This window comes from Staphylococcus sp. mip270_02 (genome assembly GCF_054031535.1).
This window is the reverse complement of record NZ_CM132934.1, coordinates 1114537-1137215: the sequence shown is the minus strand read 5'-3', so window position 1 is coordinate 1137215 and position 22679 is coordinate 1114537. Positions and strand designations below refer to the sequence as shown.

23 protein-coding genes are annotated in these 22679 nt (G+C 32.5%); 7 read left to right on the top strand and 16 right to left on the bottom strand.

Features of this window, described 5'->3' with window-relative positions; genetic code table 11:
• Positions 1-190: 190 nt before the first annotated feature.
• Positions 191-748, top strand: a complete 558-nt coding sequence (cudC, locus tag ACW5YJ_RS05040; protein WP_017722897.1) for a choline uptake/conversion transcriptional regulator CudC — start codon at positions 191-193, stop codon at positions 746-748.
• A gap of 35 nt (positions 749-783) precedes the next feature.
• Here cudC and ACW5YJ_RS05035 read toward each other — a convergent pair whose 3' ends face one another.
• From ACW5YJ_RS05035 to ACW5YJ_RS05000, 8 genes are all read right to left on the bottom strand, one after another.
• Entirely contained in the window at positions 784-1614 is an 831-nt protein-coding gene (locus ACW5YJ_RS05035) for an MBL fold metallo-hydrolase (protein WP_457338554.1), read from the bottom strand.
• Positions 1615-1858: 244 nt separating this feature from the next.
• Entirely contained in the window at positions 1859-2464 is a 606-nt protein-coding gene (locus tag ACW5YJ_RS05030) for an ATP-binding cassette domain-containing protein (RefSeq protein WP_457338553.1), read from the bottom strand.
• Positions 2465-3136: a molybdate ABC transporter permease subunit gene (modB, locus tag ACW5YJ_RS05025; RefSeq protein ID WP_017722894.1), complete on the bottom strand. Its 672-nt coding sequence runs from the start codon at positions 3134-3136 to the stop codon at positions 2465-2467.
• A gap of 12 nt (positions 3137-3148) precedes the next feature.
• The gene (gene modA, locus ACW5YJ_RS05020) at positions 3149-3934 is read right to left on the bottom strand and encodes a molybdate ABC transporter substrate-binding protein (protein ID WP_026113503.1); all 786 of its coding nucleotides are present in this window, start codon (positions 3932-3934) and stop codon (positions 3149-3151) included.
• 201 nt (positions 3935-4135) lie between these two features.
• Complete coding sequence (gene galT / locus ACW5YJ_RS05015; RefSeq protein WP_457338552.1) at positions 4136-5626, bottom strand: UDP-glucose--hexose-1-phosphate uridylyltransferase; 1491 nt, start codon at positions 5624-5626, stop codon at positions 4136-4138.
• A gap of 3 nt (positions 5627-5629) precedes the next feature.
• Complete coding sequence (galE, locus tag ACW5YJ_RS05010; RefSeq protein WP_017722891.1) at positions 5630-6631, bottom strand: UDP-glucose 4-epimerase GalE; 1002 nt, start codon at positions 6629-6631, stop codon at positions 5630-5632.
• A gap of 32 nt (positions 6632-6663) precedes the next feature.
• Positions 6664-7824, bottom strand: a complete 1161-nt coding sequence (locus ACW5YJ_RS05005) for a galactokinase (protein WP_119604057.1) — start codon at positions 7822-7824, stop codon at positions 6664-6666.
• A gap of 121 nt (positions 7825-7945) precedes the next feature.
• On the bottom strand, positions 7946-8950 hold the full coding sequence (locus ACW5YJ_RS05000) for a LacI family DNA-binding transcriptional regulator (protein ID WP_017722889.1): 1005 nt from the start codon (positions 8948-8950) through the stop codon (positions 7946-7948).
• Positions 8951-9141: 191 nt separating this feature from the next.
• Between ACW5YJ_RS05000 and fdhD the strand changes: the two genes are divergently transcribed.
• Entirely contained in the window at positions 9142-9945 is an 804-nt protein-coding gene (fdhD, locus tag ACW5YJ_RS04995) for a formate dehydrogenase accessory sulfurtransferase FdhD (RefSeq protein ID WP_017722888.1), read from the top strand.
• A 73-nt stretch (positions 9946-10018) separates the two neighbouring features.
• Here the strand turns inward: fdhD and ACW5YJ_RS04990 are convergent, their stop codons facing one another.
• The 4 genes from ACW5YJ_RS04990 to ACW5YJ_RS04975 all read right to left on the bottom strand — a co-directional run bounded on the left by ACW5YJ_RS04990 (position 10019) and on the right by ACW5YJ_RS04975 (position 13784).
• The gene (locus ACW5YJ_RS04990) at positions 10019-10768 is read right to left on the bottom strand and encodes a GNAT family N-acetyltransferase (protein ID WP_017722887.1); all 750 of its coding nucleotides are present in this window, start codon (positions 10766-10768) and stop codon (positions 10019-10021) included.
• A 59-nt stretch (positions 10769-10827) separates the two neighbouring features.
• Positions 10828-11376, bottom strand: a complete 549-nt coding sequence (locus ACW5YJ_RS04985; protein WP_017722886.1) for a biotin transporter BioY — start codon at positions 11374-11376, stop codon at positions 10828-10830.
• A gap of 194 nt (positions 11377-11570) precedes the next feature.
• Positions 11571-12473, bottom strand: a complete 903-nt coding sequence (locus ACW5YJ_RS04980; RefSeq protein ID WP_017722885.1) for an ABC transporter substrate-binding protein — start codon at positions 12471-12473, stop codon at positions 11571-11573.
• Between the two features lie 159 nt (positions 12474-12632).
• Positions 12633-13784: an acyl-CoA dehydrogenase family protein gene (locus tag ACW5YJ_RS04975; RefSeq protein ID WP_457338616.1), complete on the bottom strand. Its 1152-nt coding sequence runs from the start codon at positions 13782-13784 to the stop codon at positions 12633-12635.
• A 151-nt stretch (positions 13785-13935) separates the two neighbouring features.
• On the opposite strand from ACW5YJ_RS04975, the gene ACW5YJ_RS04970 reads away from it, so the two are divergent.
• From ACW5YJ_RS04970 to ACW5YJ_RS04955, 4 genes are read left to right on the top strand one after another with little or no spacing between them, the layout of a single operon-like run.
• Positions 13936-14685: an amino acid ABC transporter ATP-binding protein gene (locus tag ACW5YJ_RS04970; RefSeq protein ID WP_457338551.1), complete on the top strand. Its 750-nt coding sequence runs from the start codon at positions 13936-13938 to the stop codon at positions 14683-14685.
• Positions 14682-15536, top strand: a complete 855-nt coding sequence (locus ACW5YJ_RS04965) for an amino acid ABC transporter substrate-binding protein (RefSeq protein WP_107551761.1) — start codon at positions 14682-14684, stop codon at positions 15534-15536. Before ACW5YJ_RS04970 ends, ACW5YJ_RS04965 begins: the two co-directional genes overlap by 4 nt.
• Positions 15536-16219, top strand: coding sequence for an amino acid ABC transporter permease (locus ACW5YJ_RS04960; protein ID WP_017722881.1), 684 nt, complete (start codon positions 15536-15538; stop codon positions 16217-16219). Before ACW5YJ_RS04965 ends, ACW5YJ_RS04960 begins: the two co-directional genes overlap by 1 nt.
• 13 nt (positions 16220-16232) lie before the next feature.
• Positions 16233-16931 (top strand): amino acid ABC transporter permease, encoded by a 699-nt coding sequence (locus tag ACW5YJ_RS04955; RefSeq protein WP_457338550.1) that lies wholly within the window; start codon positions 16233-16235, stop codon positions 16929-16931.
• 417 nt (positions 16932-17348) lie between these two features.
• On the opposite strand, the gene ACW5YJ_RS04950 is transcribed toward ACW5YJ_RS04955, so the two are convergent.
• From ACW5YJ_RS04950 to ACW5YJ_RS04935, 4 genes are all read right to left on the bottom strand, one after another.
• Entirely contained in the window at positions 17349-18431 is a 1083-nt protein-coding gene (locus tag ACW5YJ_RS04950) for a PTS sugar transporter subunit IIC (RefSeq protein ID WP_457338549.1), read from the bottom strand.
• Between the two features lie 188 nt (positions 18432-18619).
• Positions 18620-18967 carry a transcriptional regulator, SarA/Rot family gene (locus tag ACW5YJ_RS04945; protein ID WP_107552580.1) on the bottom strand — a complete coding sequence of 116 codons (348 nt, stop codon included), beginning with the start codon at positions 18965-18967 and terminating at the stop codon, positions 18620-18622.
• Between the two features lie 508 nt (positions 18968-19475).
• Positions 19476-19835, bottom strand: coding sequence for a DoxX family protein (locus ACW5YJ_RS04940; protein ID WP_017722877.1), 360 nt, complete (start codon positions 19833-19835; stop codon positions 19476-19478).
• A gap of 14 nt (positions 19836-19849) precedes the next feature.
• On the bottom strand, positions 19850-20902 hold the full coding sequence (locus ACW5YJ_RS04935; RefSeq protein ID WP_107552515.1) for an LLM class flavin-dependent oxidoreductase: 1053 nt from the start codon (positions 20900-20902) through the stop codon (positions 19850-19852).
• A 480-nt stretch (positions 20903-21382) separates the two neighbouring features.
• On the opposite strand from ACW5YJ_RS04935, the gene ACW5YJ_RS04930 reads away from it, so the two are divergent.
• Complete coding sequence (locus ACW5YJ_RS04930; protein ID WP_017722875.1) at positions 21383-22126, top strand: CHAP domain-containing protein; 744 nt, start codon at positions 21383-21385, stop codon at positions 22124-22126.
• The last annotated feature ends 553 nt before the right edge of the window (positions 22127-22679 follow it).

Here is a 22679-nt window from a genome sequence, read left to right as displayed (position 1 = left end):
CTTGGGTCACAATGTAACAATGTTTTGATATTAATATTATAAAAAGTAGCGTTTTCCCTATGTTAATTATTTGTGATTAAAATATATTTCTATATTGAAATCATATTCAATACGCTATATATTAATTAATCATACCCCTTGCTTAAATGTTCGTGGTACAATTAATTGAATATTATTCGGAGGTGAATCAATGGCACGTTCAAAGGATTATGAACAACTATTAACTCAAGCTAAAGACATCGTTATTAATTCTATAGGTGAGACTATGGATCTTTACGGTGTAAACCGTAGCGTCGGCAATTTGTATGGAACAATGGTATTCGAACAAAAAAGCATGACACTAGATGAAATGCGCTACGAATTACAAATGAGTAAACCAAGTATGAGTGCAGGAGTTAAAAAACTCCAAGAATTTGACGGCGTTAAACAACAATTTACACGTGGCAGTAGAAAACAGCATTTTGTTGCTGAAAAAGATTTCTTTACTTTCTTTGGTAATTTTTTCTCACAAAAATGGAACAGAGAGATTAAATTAAATTTAGAAGCAATTCAAAGAGCAGAAAAATTATTGGACCCCATTATTCATTCAGAAAGTGCATCTGAGGAAGTCATCGAAGAAGCTAAAGAAATGTCAAAACAATTAGATCATTCTAAAGTATATTATGCTTGGTTATCTACATTATCTGAATCACTTAATAGTGGAGAAATTTTCGAACATTTCCCCATTCCAAATACCCATAACGAGTAAAAGGCATAAAGTTCCAATTGGAACTTTATGCCTTTTTATGTCTTTATTATTAAACCATCATAAGCGATGGTCGCCTTCAGCCCAGACTGCTTTAGTTGTTGTTCTAACTTTATTACTTGCATTTCATTTAAACTTTCTGTTGCTTCTATGTGTGTAAAATAAGTATGTTTTGCATTAATTTCGTAAGCAAGTTCTACGCTTTCCTCAAATCGTATTTCTCCTAGTTCATCAAGCATCCCCGCTTCATGTATACGTTCATGAGTTACAGGATTAACTTCATTACTACCAAAAGGTAAAATTGCCACATCAACTTCTTTTACTTTTTCTATAGGTGTATATTTTTTTATCTCATCCGGAATAATCAAAATACGTTGCGCATTAGATGTAATATAAAATCCAAATGCAAACTCCTCTGCTAATTGAATCCACTCGACTGACACATTATTTATCTTTATTCGCGAGTCGTTTTCTACAATTTCTTTTTCAATAACACCGAGTTCACTCAGGTAATTCAAATGATCCCAGTGGCCAAAATACTTTTTAAAATCAGCCACTTGTTGTTTCGTAATATAAATTTTAGACTTTTTAGATTGCGGTATTTTATTAATAAAATCATAATTGAGTGTTTCCCAAATTCTAAGACCCATTGTATGATCTGGATGCCAATGTGAATATATACCATATTTTATATCATGTATTTGAGAGCGTCGTAATTGATAAAAAATATCTTCTGATGTATCAATCAACAATTGTAAGTCGTGAATGTAAATAGCAGGTCCCGTTCGCTGAATCGTATCTATATGTTGAGAAACTGATTTATATAGTGAAGGTACGCCACCAGCAGTCCCCAAAAACTCTATTCTCATGTATACACCTCATTCAAAAATATTTAAAATTATTTAAATTACATTTACCATACATGATGAAGTATTTAATTTCTGCATTTTTCTTCACACAATATATAAAGAACTTGAGCTACTAAATTGCTTCTTTGACATCATCGATTACTACATAAAGATAAAGGGCTGTATAAAAAAACAGTTTGAGACATTAAAGCCCCTAACTGTTTAATTTTTCAATATTTTGTATAAATGCAACACAGCGTTAATCTCATTTGATATTTATAACTTCATGCGCTAGGTTAGTAGCTTCGTAATTGGAATGTGTTACAAATATAATAGGTATTTGCCATTGTTCAAATATACGTTTAACAAGCTCTATGCTTTCTGTTTTAGTTGCATCATCTAAGCTTGAAAATGGCTCATCTAATAAAATCAAATCCGGCCTTGTACTTAGTGCTCTAGCCAATGCCACACGCTGTGCTTCACCGCCTGAAAGTCGCAAAGGATATTGATCCTTTAAATGCTCTATATTTAATTGCTGTAAAAGCTTGTCTATATGTTGAGAAGGTTTTGCAATAAAAGTTATATTGTGATAAACATCCATATTAGGAAATAATTGATAATCTTGAAATAAATAGCCAATATTTCGTTTTTGTATTTTCACGTCTATATCTTCCTTTGTATCACAAATAACATGACCATTGAGTTGGATAAAAGCAGTATTTGGTTTTCTTAAACCAGCTATAATGTTTAATAATGTCGTTTTACCAATTCCCGACGGACCTTTAATAGCATAAATTTTAGGCTCATTGTCTTCAATGTGGATTTTTAATTGTTGCTTTTTTAATAGATGATTTAAATGTATTTTCAACAATTAGTCCACCTCCCGAAAACGATCTTTATTTAATATATTTATAGTTCCAATCACAGTGATTGCAAATGCTACTAACACAATCACCCATAACCAAGCTTGATTTTCTTTACCTTGTTCTACTAAGAAATAAATTTCTAACGGTAAGGTGTTCGTTTTATTTGGAATATAACCAGCAACCATGAGCGTCGCCCCAAATTCACCAATCGCACGTGCAAAGCTCATCATAATACCTGAAAGTATTGGTCTTTTCGATAGAGGAAAAATTAGTTTGAAAAATATTTTATTCTCACTGGCCCCCATTGTTCTAGCTGTATTTAACATTTTATGATCAATGCTACGAAAACCTTGTACGGTATGTTGATACATCAGTGGAAAACTTACAATTACTGATGCAATAACTGCGCCAGTCAAAGTGAAAACTACTGGCATATTTAGTATGTCTTTAAAAAATGCACCTACATAACTTTGTGGTGAAAATACAATCAATAAAATAAAACCCATTACAGTTGGTGGTAAGACAATTGGTAAGACAATGACACTTTCCAAGATTCTAGCAATGATACCATGGCGTTTATATAGCCATTTTGATATTAAAATCCCCAACAAAGTAACAATAATAGTACTAATTAGAGCTACTTTAAGCGATATCCAAAATGGCGTCATATCTTGCATTACTAAAACCTCCTATGCTTCAAATTTATATTCTTTTAAAATAGCTTTCGCTTTATCTGTTTTTAAGAAATCTATCCATTCTTTAGCAGATTTATCATCTGTAATCGTAGCAGATTTATAAACAATTGGGTTATTTAAATTTGCTGTATTAATCGCTTTAACTTTGCTATTACCATTTTGTTGACTTTGATATAAGTCAGTCTGATAAACGTATCCCAATTGTGCATTACCTTTTTCAACATAATTTAATACTTGGCGTACATCTTTTGCATATACTAGATTAGACTTTACACCTTCAAACAAGTCATTACTTTTGAGATATTGTTCAGCGTATTTACCAGCTGGCACTGATTTGGTTTCGCCAATAGCTAATTTATCACCATCTTTAATATCTTTTACAGATTTATAATCACTATCTTTACCAGCGATAAGCATCAACTTGTTTTTGGCATATTCGTATGTATTTTGTGCTTGATTTTTATCTACAAGTGCGTCTACATCTTTTTCATTTGCTGACATAAAAACATCAACAGGAGCTCCTTTTTCTATTTGCTGTCTTAAAGCGCCCGAACCTCCATAATTAAAAGTAACATCTACATTATTATGTTGCTTTTTAAAAGCTTTTTCTAAATCTTTTGTTACATCTGTAAGACTTGCTGCCGCAGCAACATGCAATACCTGTTTTTGGCTTTCTTCATTTTTCTTCTTAGCATTTTCATTACCTTTATTTTCATTAGAACACCCAGTTAAAATGAATGTCAGAACAATAAATGTAATAAGTATGTATTTGGCTCTAATTTTCAAAAAAATCACTCCTTCACTTTATTATATGCTTGCATATAATAAAATAAAAGTAAGAAAATAGGAGCATGATAGATAGCTATCAAATTTCATCATTTGATAGCCTCACCACACTCCTAATTAATAAAAAAGTAGATAAAGTTTCATAGAAGCTACTTTATTTACCTTATTCATGTCACAATTGATAATTTATTTTAATCATAAAATGTCTATAAAGCGTTTAAACGCTGCTCGACCAATCTCAGTATTTTTAAAGACACCTGCATCTTCTAATACGCGTTTGAATTTGTAACCTACTTCTTTTTCAACAATATCATCTACATTGTTAGTATCGATATCATAATTTTGTTTCATGCCATCGGCCCATTGTTGATGAATACCTATATCAACATGCACTGCACCTAATAAATATGATTTCACTTGTTTTAATTCTTTCTTTAAACGGCCAGGCAATATTGCCATTCCCATTACTTCGATTAATCCAATATTTTCTTTTTTGATGTGTTGCACATCTTTGTGTGGGTGAAAAATACCATCTGGAAACTCCGCAGAAGTCTGATTATCTCTCAGTACAATATCCAATTCATACAATCCATTTCTATACCTGGCAATAGGTGTAATCGTATGATGTCTCTCTCCATCTTTGCTATAAGCCTTAATGTCTACACTATTATCAGAATATTGATTCCACTGTACCATAACATGTGTTGCCGCTTGGATTAGCTCATCACTATTTTCACTTTTTAATCGAATCACACTCATTGGCCAATTTAAAGTACTTGCTTCTACTATTGGGAAACCCGTTATAATAAATTTTTCAATTTCTGCTGCATTATCCATCGGGAATATATGTTGCCCTGTTTGATAGTGGTTATGTGATAATATAGAACCGCCTACAAGCGGAATATCCGCATTAGATCCTATAAAATAATGTGGGAATTGTTTTATAAAATCAATTAAATTAACAAAGGTTTGCTTGTTAATCTCCATCGGAACATGTTTTTCAGAAAACACTATACTATGTTCTAAGAAATAAGCATATGGAGAATATTGAAATCCCCATAGTTGACTATCTAAATTTAAACGTATCACACGATGGTTAGTACGTGCTGCTTGCGTAACAGACCCCTGAAAACCTTCATTTTCAATGCATAAAGCACATTTTGGATACTCAGTAGCCGGCGCAGCTTTAGCTTTTGCAATTTGCTTTGCATCTTTTTCTGGTTTAGATAAATTAATGGTGATTTCTATGTCACCATATTCAGTGGCTACTTCATAATTAATATTATTAGCTATCGCGTCTTCTTTCACATAATGATTACGTTTAGCGATTTCATAAAAATATTTTGTCGCTGTTTCCGGTGATTGTTCATAAGCTTCTCTAAACTTTCTATTAATAACAGACGGTCTTGGCGTGATTATGTCTAAAAGTTGTGCTTCAACAATTTCTTTATTGTATAACGCATCTTCAATGCAATTTTCATTTATAGCTTCATTAATCCAATATTGTGTTATATCATTTGCTGTAGCATTTTTAGGTAAAGGTGATTCTAACGTCTCAGTTATCCCTCGTGCATTTAAAATACGCAATATTTGATTTTGAATATAGATGCTATCTTCTTGTTCATAATCGCCAAATGAAATTGCTTGTGCAATAAATTGTTGCACTAATTGTTGGTTTAATAACATGCGTTATCCCTCCATACTTTGTTGATAACCATCAGGATGCTGATGATGCCATTGCCATGCTGAATCAATGATTTCATGAATATTATCATGTTGTGGTTTCCAACCCAAGACAGATTGTGCCTTGTCACTTGCCGCAATTAATTTACTTGGATCACCAGCTCTTCTTGGGCCAACTTCAGACTTAATCGGTTCTTTCGTTACTTTACGTGCAGCTTCTAAAATTTCAAAAACAGAATAGCCTTGACTACTACCTAAGTTAAAAGCACCCGATGCCCCCCCATTTTGTAAATACTGATAAGCTAAAATATGTGCATCAATTAAATCTACAACATGTAAATAATCACGTATACAAGAACCATCTTCAGTATCATAATCGTCACCAAAAATAGTTAAAGCATCACGTTGTCCTAATGCTACTTGTAATACAATAGGAATTAAATGCGTTTCAGGACGATGATCTTCACCTATCCATCCACCTTGTTTGGCACCAGCAACATTAAAGTAACGCAGTGCAGCATAGTTTACACCATAAGCATTATGGCTCCAATGCATCATTTTCTCCATCATTAATTTACTTTCGCCGTATGGGCTCGTTGGTGTTTTAGAATCTTCTTCAGTTATTGGAACTGTATCGGGTTCTCCATATACAGCTGCCGTTGACGAGAATATAATATGTTTTACTTGGTGCTCATACATTACCTCTAATAGTACTTGTAAGCCATATACATTATTATTGAAATAGGCTAATGGTTTTTCTACAGATTCTCCAACTAACGAGTATGCACAAAAGTGAAAAACACCTTCAATTTGTTCATTTGTAAAAACACGGTCTAAAAATGCTTTGTCACGAATATCACCTTCATAGAAACTTGCATCTTGATGTACTGCTTCTCTATGTCCTGTTCCTAAATTATCTACAACTACAACTTTGTAACCTTTCTCAATCAATTGATCTACAGCATGGCTGCCTATATAACCTGCCCCACCCAACACTAAAACAGACATATAAAAACCTTCCTTCATTTATTTTGTATCACTTATAAAGATGTTACGCCACCGCTAATACCTACGTGGTAAAAAGAAGGTGTATAACCAATTTTTTCTAAATACATTTGGGAAACCTCATGTTCTAATCGCTCGATACTATCTTTATGCACTAAGGCAATCGCACAACCTGCAAACCCGGCACCTGTCATTCTTGCGCCCAATACACCATTAACTTGTTGAGCCGTTTCAGCTAATGTATCCAATTCAATTCCTGTAACTTCATAATCTTTTTTCAATGAAGCATGCGACATATTAAGTAGTTTGCCAAACTGGTCAAAATCATTTTCAGCAAGTAATTTACGCGCAAGTTTTGTACGTTCATTTTCTGATACAGCATGTTTAGCTCTACGACGCGATACGTCATCTTTAATAAGATGCATATTTTGGTCAAATTCAGCTAATGTCAGTTCACATAGAGCTTCTATATTCAATTCTTCTTTTAAGTCAGCAAGTGCAGATTCACATTCTGCTCTGCGCTCATTATATTTACTTTCAGTTAATGAACGACGTTTATTCGTATTCATTATAGAAATCACATAATCTCCAAATTTGGCTGGAACGTATTCAAAATCCAGTGTCGCAGTATCAAGTAATACTGCATGATTTGCTTTCCCCAGTCCAATAATAAATTGATCCATAATGCCTGAATTTACACCCATAAATTTATTTTCGACAACTTGACCTATTTTAATAAGCTGCAGATGTTCTAATTCTAAATCAAATAAATCTTTTAATAACCAACCTGTAAGTATTTCGATTGAAGCAGACGACGACAAACTGGCTCCATTTGGAATGTTGCCTTCTACTAAAATATTAAATCCGTGGTCAATTTTATCGAATGTTTCAGTTAAATACTTTACCACGCCTTTGGGATAGTTTGCCCAGTCATCATCTTGGTTAAATACTAGATCATCCAAAGTGAAAGTGATAATACCTTTTCCTTCAAAATTGTTAGAGTAAAGTTGAATTTTACGGTCATCTCTTTTAGTTGCTAACCCATAAGTTCCTAATTCTATTGCCGCTGGAAAAACATATCCTCCATTATAATCAGTATGTTCCCCAATTAAATTGATTCTTCCAGGGGCAAAAGCGCTAACTTCAGCTGCTACACCAAATAACGTTTCAAACTTTTCGCGCATTGCTTGTAACATAAGATTCCCACTCCTTTTTATCTACATTAAATGCAAAGTGATTAATTCTTTTCTTCTTATTAGTAAACACAAACAAAGTTTACTTGTTTACTAAAAGTTTTGTCAACGTAATTTACTTCACTCAGGCTTTAAAAGTATTACGAGACTTCAATGGCGCTTCTACTACTATATGAATAGCAAGCTTTCTTGTTTGGTTAATACGTTCTTCTGCCATCCTTACTGCTATTCGACCAAATTCATCTACAGGAATATGTACACTACTAATAGAAGGTACAGCATATTGAATAACTTCTAAATCATTAAAACTGATTAACTTTACGCGTTCAGGTATTTCAATTTTATTCTCTTGAATTTGCTGTAAAACGCCTATTGCAACCATGTCATTTCCCGCAACAAAAACTTGTGGGAGCTCCTGTTTGTTCTCTATAAATGTTTTAACCGCCATCTCACCGTGTTCTTTTTTCCATCCATTAAGCAATGCTATCGTTTCTAATTGATGTCTTTCACACCAATCTTGATAAGCTTTATATCGTACATCAGTTGCATTTGAAGTTGGGGTGCCATCTAAATCTCTTATTGTATGATACCCACCTATGTATGCTATGCGTGTTAAACCTAACCCCTTTATCTTATCTAGCAAGTGAGTCATAGAGTAATGAAGATCTGAATATACTGCATCTATAGATTTAGGTACATGGGGATTATTAATAACTACCATATTAGGATTATACGATTGGAGTTTTTGTAGAGCATCAATAGAAAAATTACCTATAACTATTATTGCGCCTGCCTTTTCTATCGTATTTAACTCATTATTATTTTGGTTGCCATCTATACGAATTGTTCGCTTTAACGATAGGTTTAAACGTTTAACTTCCGCTTCAATTGCCAATCGAATTTCTCTGTAATAAGGATCTGACATTTCTTTAGCTCTTGATGCATAAGTAATGATTTGAATACTTTTATTTTTTCTTGCTGACTTAAGATATTGTTTCTCTTTCGCAATTTGATGGATACGTTCTCTAGTATTTTTCGATACCGAAAGAGTTGGGTCATTATTCAATACTCTGGATACAGTTCCTGGGCTAACTTCTGCTAAATGTGCAATATCTCGTATACTAACCATGTCAAATTCACCTCTTTAGTTTGTTTACCCCAAGTTTACTTTCATTAAGTTCGTAAATCAATCTTGACTACTCCTAATTTTGATTTAAGCACTACATTAATGTATGCCAATTTACATGAGTAAAACCGAATTATTTTTTTATAATTAAAAATGCGCTAAAATATAAAGTGAATACGAAAAGAGGTGTACGAATGAATGAAGACGTTTTAACCAACCAACCAATCGTACGATACGAAAATGGTGAACTTATTAATAAAACCGATCACTATGTAACTGAATTCCCTTTAACAATTATGGTTAATGGAGAAGAATTTGCTACTATAATCTGTAGCCCAAATCATATGGAGGAACTTGTGCTTGGTTTTCTAGCGTCTGAAGGGGCTATTCTAAAAAGTGACGACTTAAAATCAGTGCAAATAGATGATAGTAAAGGCTTTGCTCACGTTGAATTAACAAGACCATTAGGGGAACGTTTTGAATATTCAACTAAACGGATGATTGCATCATGTTGTGGTAAGAGTAGAGAATTTTATTTTCAAAATGATGCTGCTGTAGCTAAAACTTCTATGTCAAAAATTGTTATTAGCCCAAAACAAATTCTAAACATGATGACGCGTTTACAAAGTGCAAGTGCCGTTTTCAAACAAACTGGTGGTCTTCATAATGCAGCTATTAGTGACGGAGAGGCTTTCTTCGAACACCGTCAAGATATCGGCCGTCATAATGCGCTAGATAAACTTTATGGTTATTGTATTCAAAGACACATTCCTGTGCGAAATAAAGTGCTAATTTTCAGTGGTCGCATTTCCTCTGAAATACTAATTAAAGCCGCTAAAATAGGCGTAGGTGTTATACTTTCAAAATCTGCCCCGACCACATTAGCTGTTACACTGGCTGAAGACTTAAATATTACTGCAGTCGGGTTTATTAGAGATGGAAATTTCAATATATATAGCCGTCCTGAACGTGTACAATTAGAGCATATAAATAAATAATCCACTAATTAAATAAACATGAAGCGATCCTAGGACATAGCTGTATGTCCTAGGATCGCTTTGTATTTTATATTTAAGCCTGTTCTTTCAATATTTGATAACAGTAACTGATAAAAATGTATCCTTGTTTGATATACATATGTTTGGCACTATCCTCGCCATCAGCGATAAGTATAATTACTTTATCATCCGAGACATCAGCTACGAATGATTGCATTGTTTGACCTATCCCTCGTCTTTGAAAATTTTCCAATACACCAAAGCCATCTATTTCAACTGTTTTATTAGTAATTATTAAATCTAAAATACCTACTGGTGTGTTATTCTCATAGGCAATAATACGTGATTTACTTTCATAATGAAATTGATCACGTATTACTCGTATACTTTCTTCTGCATATTCAAGTCCAAAAGGTTCTGAAAACTGTCGATAGATTGCAATATAATCTTCTAAGTTTTGATCCGTGACAAATTTTACTTCGACATGGTTATTTTGGCTTCTACGAATATTCTGTGATTCAATTGCATAAAGTTCCATACACCCTAATTCGAAACCACAATCTTTAATTTCATCTAACCAAGCTTGGCTTAAAGGTGTATTCTCTGGAAAAGTAAATGCTAAATGGTCGGAATATTGTTGTCTATGTAAACTTTGTTGCATTTCCATATGTTGCTTCCAATCCTTGATTGTAGGCATTTCTTTATACACCCATTTATTCGCATCATATACTAAAGGTTCTTCAGGTGTTAAATAAATTGTTTTAATCTGATCATCAGAAAAAATTTTACCCTCTTGAAATATGTTTGCCATCGAAATTGCCATGAACCGTCACCCTATCTTCTTCTGCCCATCAATTCTTATCTAATTGAATGTCTAAAAGTTTATTTTAATAACTGTTTAAATTGGCTATGATTTAACATAATATTACCAATTAAACTTGCGACAATCGCTTTTAGAATATCAGCAGGTATAAATAATAGTGATAATGTAACAGATTTCGTGATAGGTAAATTAGTTATTAAGCCCATTATAATTGTACCTGCGATATCTAATAGTAAGACACCAAAAACTATTGTTGTAATTAATAGTACAACAAAATTAATTTTTTTAAAATATAAGTCCCTTACCAAGCCAATAATATATGTAACAACTGGATACATAAATAAAAATCCTGCTGACGGTCCTGCAAATACACCGATGCCACCTCGGCCACCTGATAGTAAAGGTAATCCTGCAGCTACTAGCAATAATAAGACAATGACACTTAACGTACCATATTTACGACCAAGCAAAATTGCCGCTAGAAATATACCGATATTCTGTAATACAATTGGCACAGGCATGACAGGCAATGGGATGGCAGGCACAAACCCCAAAACAGCTATAATTGCTGTCATCAAAGCTGTATATACTAAATATTTTGTAGTCAAAGTGATTCCTCCTTCAATGAAAAAAATTATACCACAAATGTAAACTAATAAAAACTATTAGTTTACATTTGTGACGTCACAATTTAAGGAGCGAGTTATAAGTCAAAAGTCTACCTTTGAATTCATATGCTCGCTCCTTAGAGACTATTTCGTTATTAAATTTACTATCTTATACATTTAAAGAATATGAATTTCTAATTATTTAAAAATTTTTCTTTTAAATCTTTTCTCATATATTCTAGTGTATAAGGATCATTATACCAATATGTTTCTGCTTGAACTTGAATCACTTGATCCTTTTGAACAGCTGGTATATTTTGCCATAAATCTGTTTTTTCATAAGCTGGTTTCGATTTACCTTCACTTGTTGAAACAATATAATCACCTGCATAATCTGCAATCTTCTCTTGTTTCACTTCTGCCCAACCTTCTTTTTTAACTAAGTCGTTTAATTTGTCAGGCATTTTAAGACCAAATGCTTGATATAATACTTCGCCACCACGTCCCCAATTCGGTCCGTAGCTGTATAATTTTTTATCAAATTCATCAAAGATAGAGACTGTTGCATCTTCACCAATTTTGTCTTTGATTTCTTGTCCATCTTTTTTAGTTTGAGCTTTCCATTCTTTTTCCCAAGAAGCTACTTTATCTTCTTTACCAAGTAATTTACCTAATTCTCTTTGTTGATCTAAATATTTATGCTTCCCATAGTCAAAAACAACAGTTGGTGCAATTTTATTGTATTTTTTAATATTTTTATCCGTAGAATAAACAATGATTAAGTCAGGCTTTGCTTTTGCTACCTTTTCTACATCATTTTCCCCAATTTTTTCTACCCCTTTAAACTTATCTTTTAGCAATTTACTACTATCTACTTGTTCGTTGACAGCTACAATATTACCGCCAAGATATTTAATACCACCTGCATATGTAGGTGCTACAACTGCTATTCTTTCGGGTTTTTTAGGTATATCTATGCTTTTACCACTATCTAATTTATAAGATTTTGTTTCTTCTTTTTTGTCACTATCTGATTTATTACCACATGCAGCTAAAATGAGTACTAAAACAAGTAACGGAAACAATAATTTTTTCATAATTCTCCTCCAATGAAAATGATTATCAGTACCAATTGATTATATAATGATTCTAGTAATTTTACAATAGTAAACAAGTGAATTTTTATTTTTTTAATTATTAAAAAATGCATTTAGACAATTTGTCTAAATGCATGGTTATTGTATTGCTCTTAATATTTAAAAATGATCTAATACACTGTGTGCAATGTTTGTATATGCCATATCTTCCATAGGCGGATTGTGCAAACCTGCGCGCATGTCTCTATAATAACGTTGTAAAGGGCGTTCCATTTCAAGACTTTTCGCTCCTACAATTCGCATGGCAATATCTATAACTTCTAAACCTTGGTTCATCACCATTACTTTACTGGCAGACGTTTCATTCCATTTCACTTTTTCGGAACCTTCATTATTATACAAAGCAGCTGTACTCCATAAAAAATGACGTGCAGATAATAAAAGTGTTTCCATTTTTCCAATATTTTGTTGGACTGTAGGTAAATCACCAATAGTCCCTTCTATACTATTAGGACTGTAAGTTTTAGCAAAATCCACTGCGTAATCACGTGCTGCTTGAGCGATACCTAAGTAAACACTTGGTATGTGTAATATCCAGCCATTTGGCTTTTTACCACTAGCTCCCCTTATTTCAACAAAATTTCCTTCTGGTAAATATACATCATTTAATACAAGGTCATGACTTTCTGTTGCACGCATACCTACCATATTCCAGTTATCAGCTATCTCCACACCTGGAGTATCCTTAGTAACTAAGAAAAATCCTACTTGGTCAATAGCTTCGTAATAAGCACTTACCACAAAATGTGTAAGCCCTTTGCTCATAGAAGTAAATGTTTTCACCCCATTAAGTACAAAGCCACCGTCTACTTTTACTGCGTTCGTTGCAGGTCTACCTCCACGCGTTGGGCTACCAGTTTCCGCTTCACTAACAGCCCTATTCACCAATGCCCCTTGTTTTATTGCTTCAGCAAATTGGTCAAGCATATCAGGTTCCCACATTTGTTGTTCATATAATTGTCCAATTACACTTAAATGCCAACCTATTGATAAAGCAGTTGCACCATCGATTGATCCCAAATAACTTTGAAGTATCACCATGTCTTCAATAGTCGCACCTTCACCGCCGTATGCTTTAGGCAACGTCAACAATGTATAACCTTCATCTACAAGCCATTTAATATTTTCGTAGGGAAAATGTGAATGTATATCATTATATTCCGCTCTCGCTCTAAAATCGTCTTTTACAGTATCTAATTTAGCAATCCATTTTTCTTGAATCTCCGTATGTATTAATGCGGACGTATTCATTTCCTTCACCTCGATTATCACTTTTTCCTTATTAAATACAAGTTTAACACTCGCCATGATTGAAATAAAGCTTTTCAAGCACAAAATCCTTACTTTACCGATAAGATTTATTGTGATAATTTATACTTAATGAAATATTGGGGGAAATTGAATGATTAACGTTAAACATCTTATGCATAAATATAATGAAAATACGATACTCAATGACGTAAGTTTTAGTCAAGAACAAGGAACTGTCACTGCAATTATCGGGCCAAGTGGTTCTGGTAAAACAACGCTGTTAAGGACTTTAAATGCATTAGCACTACCAGAATCTGGAACGATTACTATTGGCAATGAAACATTTAACACTTCAAAACATACTAAAAAAGACATTGCAAAATTACGACAAAAATCTGCAATGGTCTTCCAAAATTATAATTTATTTAAGAATAAAACTATCTTAGAAAATATAACTGTCGGTTTAATACATGGTAAAAATCACAGTACAACTCAAGCAAAAGAAATAGCGCTCTCCTATTTAGAACGTGTTAATTTAGCAAGCCAAAAAGACAAATACCCAATTCAATTGTCTGGCGGTCAAAGTCAACGTATTGGTATCATCCGTGCTCTTGCTCTTAATCCGGATGTATTACTGTTGGATGAACCAACTTCTGCACTAGACCCAGAATCTATACAAGGTGTACTATCTCTCATTAAATCTATTGCACAAGAAGGTATGACGATGGTTTTAGTAACACATGAAATTGAATTTGCTAAAGCTATTGCCGATCAAATGATATTTATTGATGATGGTCAAATTATTCATCATGGCACACCTCAAGAGGTATTAGATAATAATAACTCAGAAAGAATAAATCGCTTCTTAAACAAAGTAAGCACGGAGCGTGATAAACAATGACATCTAAAAAAAGATTTATTACCGCCATTATACTTTCATCGATTTTCGTTTTAACTGCTTGTACTCAAAATGATAATTCAAATAAAGAATCTCACAAAAAAGAAGTTAAAGTAGCACTGTCAGCAGAGGTGAATCCACCCTACTTGTATACCAATAAGCAAAACCAGTTTGTAGGGCTAGATATGGACTATATGAAATTAATCGAAAAAAAGTTACCACAATATGATTTTAAATATGAAGTAGGTGAAGAAGAATCAAATTTAGTTGGTATTGGTGCTGGTAAATTTGATATGGGAATTAACTGGTTTTTCAAAACACCTGAACGCGAAAAACAATTTCTGTACCAAGATGTGCCCTATAGTTATGCCTTGCCTATGTTAGTAGTCAATCGTAACAATACGGATATACACAGTTTAGACGATTTACCTGGAAAATCAATTACACCCATGGCGCCTAGTGGTGGACTATATTCCATCTTATCTCAGTACAACAAAAATAATTCATCAAAAATCAATATTAATACGATTCAAGAACCTTCTAATGGAGACAACTTAAAAATGGTCAGTCAGCAGCGACGTGACGCTATGTTATTAAACTGGAACACTTATAAAGCCATTCAAAAACAAGTCAAAGAAAATGTTAAAATTGGAGGTATTGTAAAAAAAGAGCCTCTGCATATCGTTTATAATAAAAAACATCAAAAATTACATGATGACATTGATCAAGCGACATTAGAACTTAAAAAGGAAGGTAAATTACAAGCACTTTCAGAAAAATATTTTGATATTAATGTATTCGATGACTTAGACGAAATAAATCACAAAAAGTCGCAATTGGAGGTGCAACGATAATGCAATCTGTAAATTGGTTAGATTTGTTTGGACAAGTATTACAGCAATTGCCGTTAACTCTGTTAATGATTGTTATGTCATTAATATGTGCGTTGATTCTAGGTTTTATGTTAGCTCTTATTCGCATTAAACAGATTAAGGTACTTTCGCCAATTGTAAGAATTTATTTATCTTTTATACGTAGCACACCACTACTTTTACAACTATTTTTAGTTTACTTTGCATTACCACAACTATTGTTATTGATTCATATAGATATTAATCATTTTAGTAGATTATTTTTCGTTATCTTAGCCTTCACATTACATACTGGAGCTTATTTATCAGAAATAATACGTGCTGGATATCAATCTGTAGACTACCATCAAATAGAAGCCGGTTTATCAATCGGCCTATCCTACCCTAGAATGCTAAAAGAAATAATCGTTCCACAGGCTTTAAGAAATAGTATTCCAAATTTAACAACGCAAATTATCGAATTAGTAAAAGATACTTCATTAGCTTTTACAATAGGCATCATTGACATGATGGGGCAAGTTAAATTAATCATCGGAAATAATTACGGTTTAGGCATGTTAGAAGTTTATATTGTCATTTCAATCATCTATTGGATTATCGCTTTAATTATACAAGGCACATTTACTTTAATAGATAAACGCTCACAAAAACCATACCGCATTTAAGGAGGATATTCATTTGGACTTTGTTTTATATACAATAACTGAAGTGCTTACAGGAGTTCCTAATACAATAATGATTTCTATTGTTGCCATAATCGTAGGTCTAATTGTAGGATTATGCTTTGCACTGATTCGCTTAAAACACATTCCCGTACTATCACAAATTATCATAGTCTATAATTCATTTTTCAGAAGTACACCATTAATTGTTCAGCTGTTTATTTTATATTATGGATTTCCTACATTTATTATATTTTTAAACGATCAATTCAGATGGCATATTAATCCAGATATTTTTTCACCTTTAATTATTGCTTTTATTGTTTTTTCATTACATGCGATAGCTTATCTATCTGAATCAATAAAAAGTGGATTACAGTCGGTAGAATTTGCTCAAATAGAAGCAGCTCAAAGTGTAGGTCTTTCAAGATTTCATATTTATAAAGAAATCGTTTTGCCTCAAGCTTTTGCGTATGCCCTGCCTAATATAGAAAATCAATTTATTATGCTAATAAAAGGTACCTCACTGGCATTTGCCGTACAAGTCACTGAAATTATGGCAGTAAGTCATGTAATTGCTAATGAAGGATATAGGTTTATAACAGTTTATTCAGTTGCTGCAGCGTTTTATTGGTTATTAGCAATTTTATTAGAGTTCTTTTTTTCAAAAATGGAAAATAGAACAACACTTTATTTAAACACGCGTACAACTTAATATAGGTTAATAGGTTGTTAAATAGCTTTAAAGGATGGATAAATTCATTACTAAAGTAATACATCTTTTACCTATACCTTTAAAACTGCAACATTTTTGCTTTATTGGTAGTTTTATTCTTTCTCTAAATTATTTAACTTACCATAATTAAAAATATTCAATGGTTATACGTTTAACTCAGTCCCTTTAATATCATAAATACAAAATCACTTTCAAAATAATTACAATTGAGGAATTTAACTCATAAAAAACAAAGGATACATTATCAAGCTTTTACATCTTGAACTTTGTATCCTTTGTTTTTTAATAATTTTTATACATATAAATATGTAAGGACATGACAAAAATAAATAATTTCTAAATAGCGCTTATTGTCTCTACCCTTTCTATATCAGTCAACATTTCACTTACAAAATTTTATAAAGCTAAACTTTTAGCATATTGCTTTTTTAATTTGTAATATTTTTTGACCTTTTTAGACATCGTGCCATTTTGTAATTCATCTTTAGTGATAATTGGGTGATTTTTAAACATTAGTGAACCTAAATATCCACAAATTGCGCTACTGAGAGCACACATGACTGCGACTATAATCACAGTTAACGCATTATTAAATCCAAACATAACCATAAGTCCAGCTATTGGTGTAGCAGTTCCTGTTGCATCATTAACTAATCCAAACATAGCTATAATCACCCCAGAAATTGCACCCCCCATAAAGTTAGTTATGTATACAGGCACCGGGTTTGCAGTTACAATATCTGCTTGAGATAACGGTTCAATAGCTACTGAAATCGTTGTTTTACGATCTCCAAACTTCATCCGCTTAAATAGTACGAAATTCATAAATGAAGATCCAAATACTGCTAATGCACCTATAGCCATTGGTGTACCAGTTAACCCTAGTAATGCAGTCAATGCCATTGAGCTTAATGGTGCAGTAGCAACCACTGTAATAATCCCCCCTAAAACAATACCCATTAATATTGGACTTGATGTAGTTGATTCTTTAATAATATTACCGATTTGAAGCAAGCTTGCATCAACCAAAGGTTTAGTTGCAATTGCAATTAATCTGGTAATTGGTGCAATAACAATGATTGCTGCGATTAAATCGAGTCCGTCTGGTAATTTTTCTTCCATCCACTTCATACCAAAACTAGCAATATAAGCTGCAATGAATCCTGGTAGTAAATCCATATTGCCACAAGCAACAGCAATTACGAATGCATATACAGGAGACACGCCCATTGCTAATGCGACTAAACCAGCAGCTGCAACACCGCCAAGACCGCCAGCAACATCTCCTAAATCTCCTAAAAATGGTATACCAATCAAATCTCCACCTACATACTTATGAAATGCTTCAACTAAAAATGACGCAATTGCAGCATTGGCAAGTGCTCCCATCGCTTTACCACCATTAGGCGCTTTACTTGTGAATAATGTAAACAAACATAAAACAATCCCTAAAAATATAACTCCAATTAGTAAATTCATAATAACACCTTTCCCAGTCGTTTTGTATGCGCTTTCATTCAACAAATATTAGTATAACATAGTTAATTTGTTTCTAAAAACAAATATTAGTTAAATACTTAATAAATATTTTAATTTTACATTATTCAGAATATTCATTTTATTTTTACTTATGTACAATTCTATTTTATCATTACGTTCATCAGCCATTACAACGTTTGTTGCAGTGTTTTAATTATCTCATTTATTTTACCACGTTGTGCTTCATTCACACGAACAACTACTGTTCGTTCATCTATTTCACTTCTCTTTTTGCTCAAATACCCCATTTTAATCAATTTTTGTAAAGCTTTCGTTAAATAATAAGGTTGTAGTTCTGAATACTTAGCTATTTCTTTTGCTGTAATTTCATTTTCGTTACAACTATAGATATAGTTTAAAATAAATATTTCTTCATAGTTAAGCTTGTGTTGCTTTTTAGTTGTTTTGAAAAATTGTTTGCCCTTTTGATAAGTTGTGATTAGTTCGTTCAGTGTTTTAAAATTTTGTTCAATCATAAAACCACTCCTTTTGTTTTTTCATGATGTTAATATGTCAAAGCGATTTTTAACAATATTAATATAATAATTCTATACTATTACTTTGCGCTAATTCAATATGTCCAAGTATAAGAAATGTTAAAAAATACTACTATTTTTTTAATATTTACTTTTCAAATTCAAATTTTAGTTGGATATTCATTCTTTTTATTACTAAAAAAAGAATATGTTCATCGATTGCATTTAACAAATTATAACTTTGTAAAAATCAACCCAACATTTCCTGTTAGCTTTTCCAAATTATTATCAATATAACAATAAAAGAATACCTAGGCATCCAATTTCAAAATGCATTCTTTATGCTAGAATGTCATCAAATGTAACATACTAATAGAATAAACTCGTGTATGAATATTGTTCTTTACAAGAATAAAAGCCGAAACATCCTTAAATGTCCCGGCTCTTATCATTTATACAGTGACACTTTAAAAGTGACACTATTTATTTATATATTTAAATTAATGAATTACTTTTTTTTACAATCAATTGTATCAAGGAAGCTTAATGCTGCTAAACCTGATAAATCTAAAGCGTGTTTAGCGCCTGCTTTACCATGACCAGCTTCAAAGTGTTTGTAAGCAGCTACACCTAAAACTGAAATTGTTAATAGTGAAGCAACACGAGAAAGTCTTTTACTAGCAAAACTTAATACGAAGAATACTGCACTTAACGCTTCTACCGCACCAGCTAAAGGTACTGCATTTGAAGGTAAATTAAACACCTCTACAAATGTCTCTTTCATTGATTGGTCACCTTTAAGTTTAGGTTTTGCTGCACCATATAATTCTTTAGCTAATTTTAAATTTGTTAAATAACGTAATATCATTACAAAATCTCCTTTTATTTGTTTTCAAAATATTTATCTACAATAGGTTTTACCCGCTCTGCCAACAATTTAATTGTGTTAATCGTATTTTCATGTGGCATTGATCCAACAGGGGTATGCAACATAAAGCGAGTAATACCTAAAGCCTCAATCGTTTCAATTATTTTTTGAGCAACAGTTTCAGGATCACCTACATATAGTGCGCCATTTGGTCCGGCTTCTCGCTCAAAACTATTCTCATCATACATTGGCCATCCACGTTCTTTTGCCAATATATCATGATTTGCCTTAACTGATGGAAAGAACTCTCGTTTTGCCTGTTCATCTGTTTCAGCAATGTATCCCCAAGAATGCGTAGCTATTGGTAGTTCATTTACATTATGCCCATAAGACCCAGCAATAGATTTATACATATCTATATTTCTTTTAAATCTTTTTGGATCGCCACCTATTATAGCATAAGTTATCGGTAATCCTAATGCTCCTGCTTTTAAAGAAGACTCAGGTGTACCTCCAGTAGCAATAGTAATCGGTAGTGAACCTTTTTCTGTTCTTGGATAAATACCTAAATTATGAATTGATGGTCTCATATGACCTTCCCAATTTACAACTTCTTTCTTATTAATTTGCATTAATAGCTCAATCTTTTCATTGAAAAGTTCCTCATAATTTTTCAAATCATAACCAAATAGTGGAAATGATTCAATAAACGATCCTCTACCTACCATAATTTCTGCACGCCCATTTGAAACTGCATCTAATGTAGAAAATCTTTCGTATACACGTACAGGATCGTCAGAAGAGAGTACAGTTACTGCACTACTAAGTTTAATATGCTTAGTATTCCTTGCTGCAGCTGCTAATACAGTGACTGGGTCTGATACAGCATAATCAGGTCTATGGTGTTCTCCTAGACCATAAACATCAAGTCCGTATTGATCTGCTGTTTCAATTTCTTCTATTATATTACGAATTCTCTGTGCATTACTTATAGCAGATTGATAACCATCTTCCATATATATATCACTATTATCAGCGAAAGATGTTAAACCCAATTCAATTTTCATTTATTCACCTCACAATATAAGTATAATTTTTATACTACTATATTAATATCTTCTCTATAAGGTGTCAATATCGTTGCTTGAATAGTAAATAAAATATTAATTTACTTAACTTAAATAATGTAAATCATTACACTTTGTACGAGTAATAATTTATTTTTTAAATATTAAATCCCCCTGTTTTTTAGTGTTTCAAATTTTCTGTTATTTTACATCGTTGTAATAAAGCGTAGTGCAATGTTACACCTTTTAAATTTAAAAAGCTATAACAACGCCGTTTAAACGCATAAGTTTTATATTTCTTTTATTACATAAATCGATACATTATTAGAACTAAATTACAAAATGATAACAACCCACACAAACGTAAGTTTTTCTGATAAAGTATTGCTTGTCGTTAAAACAGCGAATTAAAAAATTATAAAAATTGTCGTTTAGAGACTGGGATATATTTATTTACAATTCTTAGGAGGATATTTAACAATGAAAAAAATCGCTACAGCTACAATCGCTACTGCAGGAATCGCTACTTTTGGTTTAGCTCAACACGAAGCAGACGCAGCAGAAAACAATAACGGTGGGTATAATCCAAATGACCCTACTTCATATAGCTATTCTTATACAATAGATCAACAAGGTAACTACAACTACACTTGGCAAGGTAACTGGAACCCAAGTCAAGCAGACCAAGGTCACTCAAACAGTGGTTATAGCTACAATAACTACAATAACAATAGTTCATATGCTACAAGCAACACGAACTCAACTCAATCATATACAGCAAACAACCAAGGTACTGGTGGAAGTGGCGCAGTTTCACACTCAACTTCAAGCAGCAATGTTAAAGTTAGTACAACTAGTGCACCATCAAGTTCTTCAAACTCAATTTCAAGTACTTCAGGTTCTTCAAACAACCTATATACTGCTGGACAATGTACATACTATGTATACGATAAAGTTGGCGGTAAAATCGGTTCTACTTGGGGTAATGCTAATAACTGGGCTAGCGCAGCAGCAGCTTCAGGTTATACAGTAAACAACAACCCTTCACAAGGTTCAATCTTACAATCTTCAACAGGTGCTATGGGACATGTTGCATACGTTGAAAATGTTAACAGCGACGGTTCAATCAACGTTTCTGAAATGAACTACGGCCAAGGCGCTGGTGTTGTAACTTCACGTACTATCTCTGCAAGCGAAGCTTCAGGTTATAATTATATTCACTAATTAGTGATACAAAAAAGACCAAACGCTATTATTAGCGTTTGGTCTTTTTTATTATATTAACAATTAAGATATTAACTACACATACTAGTTATTGATAATAATATCCACTTAGAGATTATCTTAACCAATGTCATACTGTATTTATATTTATTACTTCCTCTTTCAAGCTTATCTATTAAGTAAAGGAATAATTTAATCTATGCTATCGTGATAGAAAGTTATTACTTAAGTGATGCACTTAAATGTCATATCGTAATTTTCATAACAACTAAAATCCTTAGCTACATTAATCAATCGATTTTGTCATGTAATATCGCTACAATATACAAAACAAAACCGATTATACAATAGATAACGGAAGTATATTTAACAATTTTTATCTATATTGAAATATTGATGAGTTTCAATGTCTAATAGTAATATCGCTACAATTATTACTATGTATAACAAAGATTCACCTCATTCATAGTTATATATATCCTGTTTATATTTTTTTAAACTTCTACTCTGAAATTTATATATGAATAATAGTTAAAAGTTCTACCTATAAATA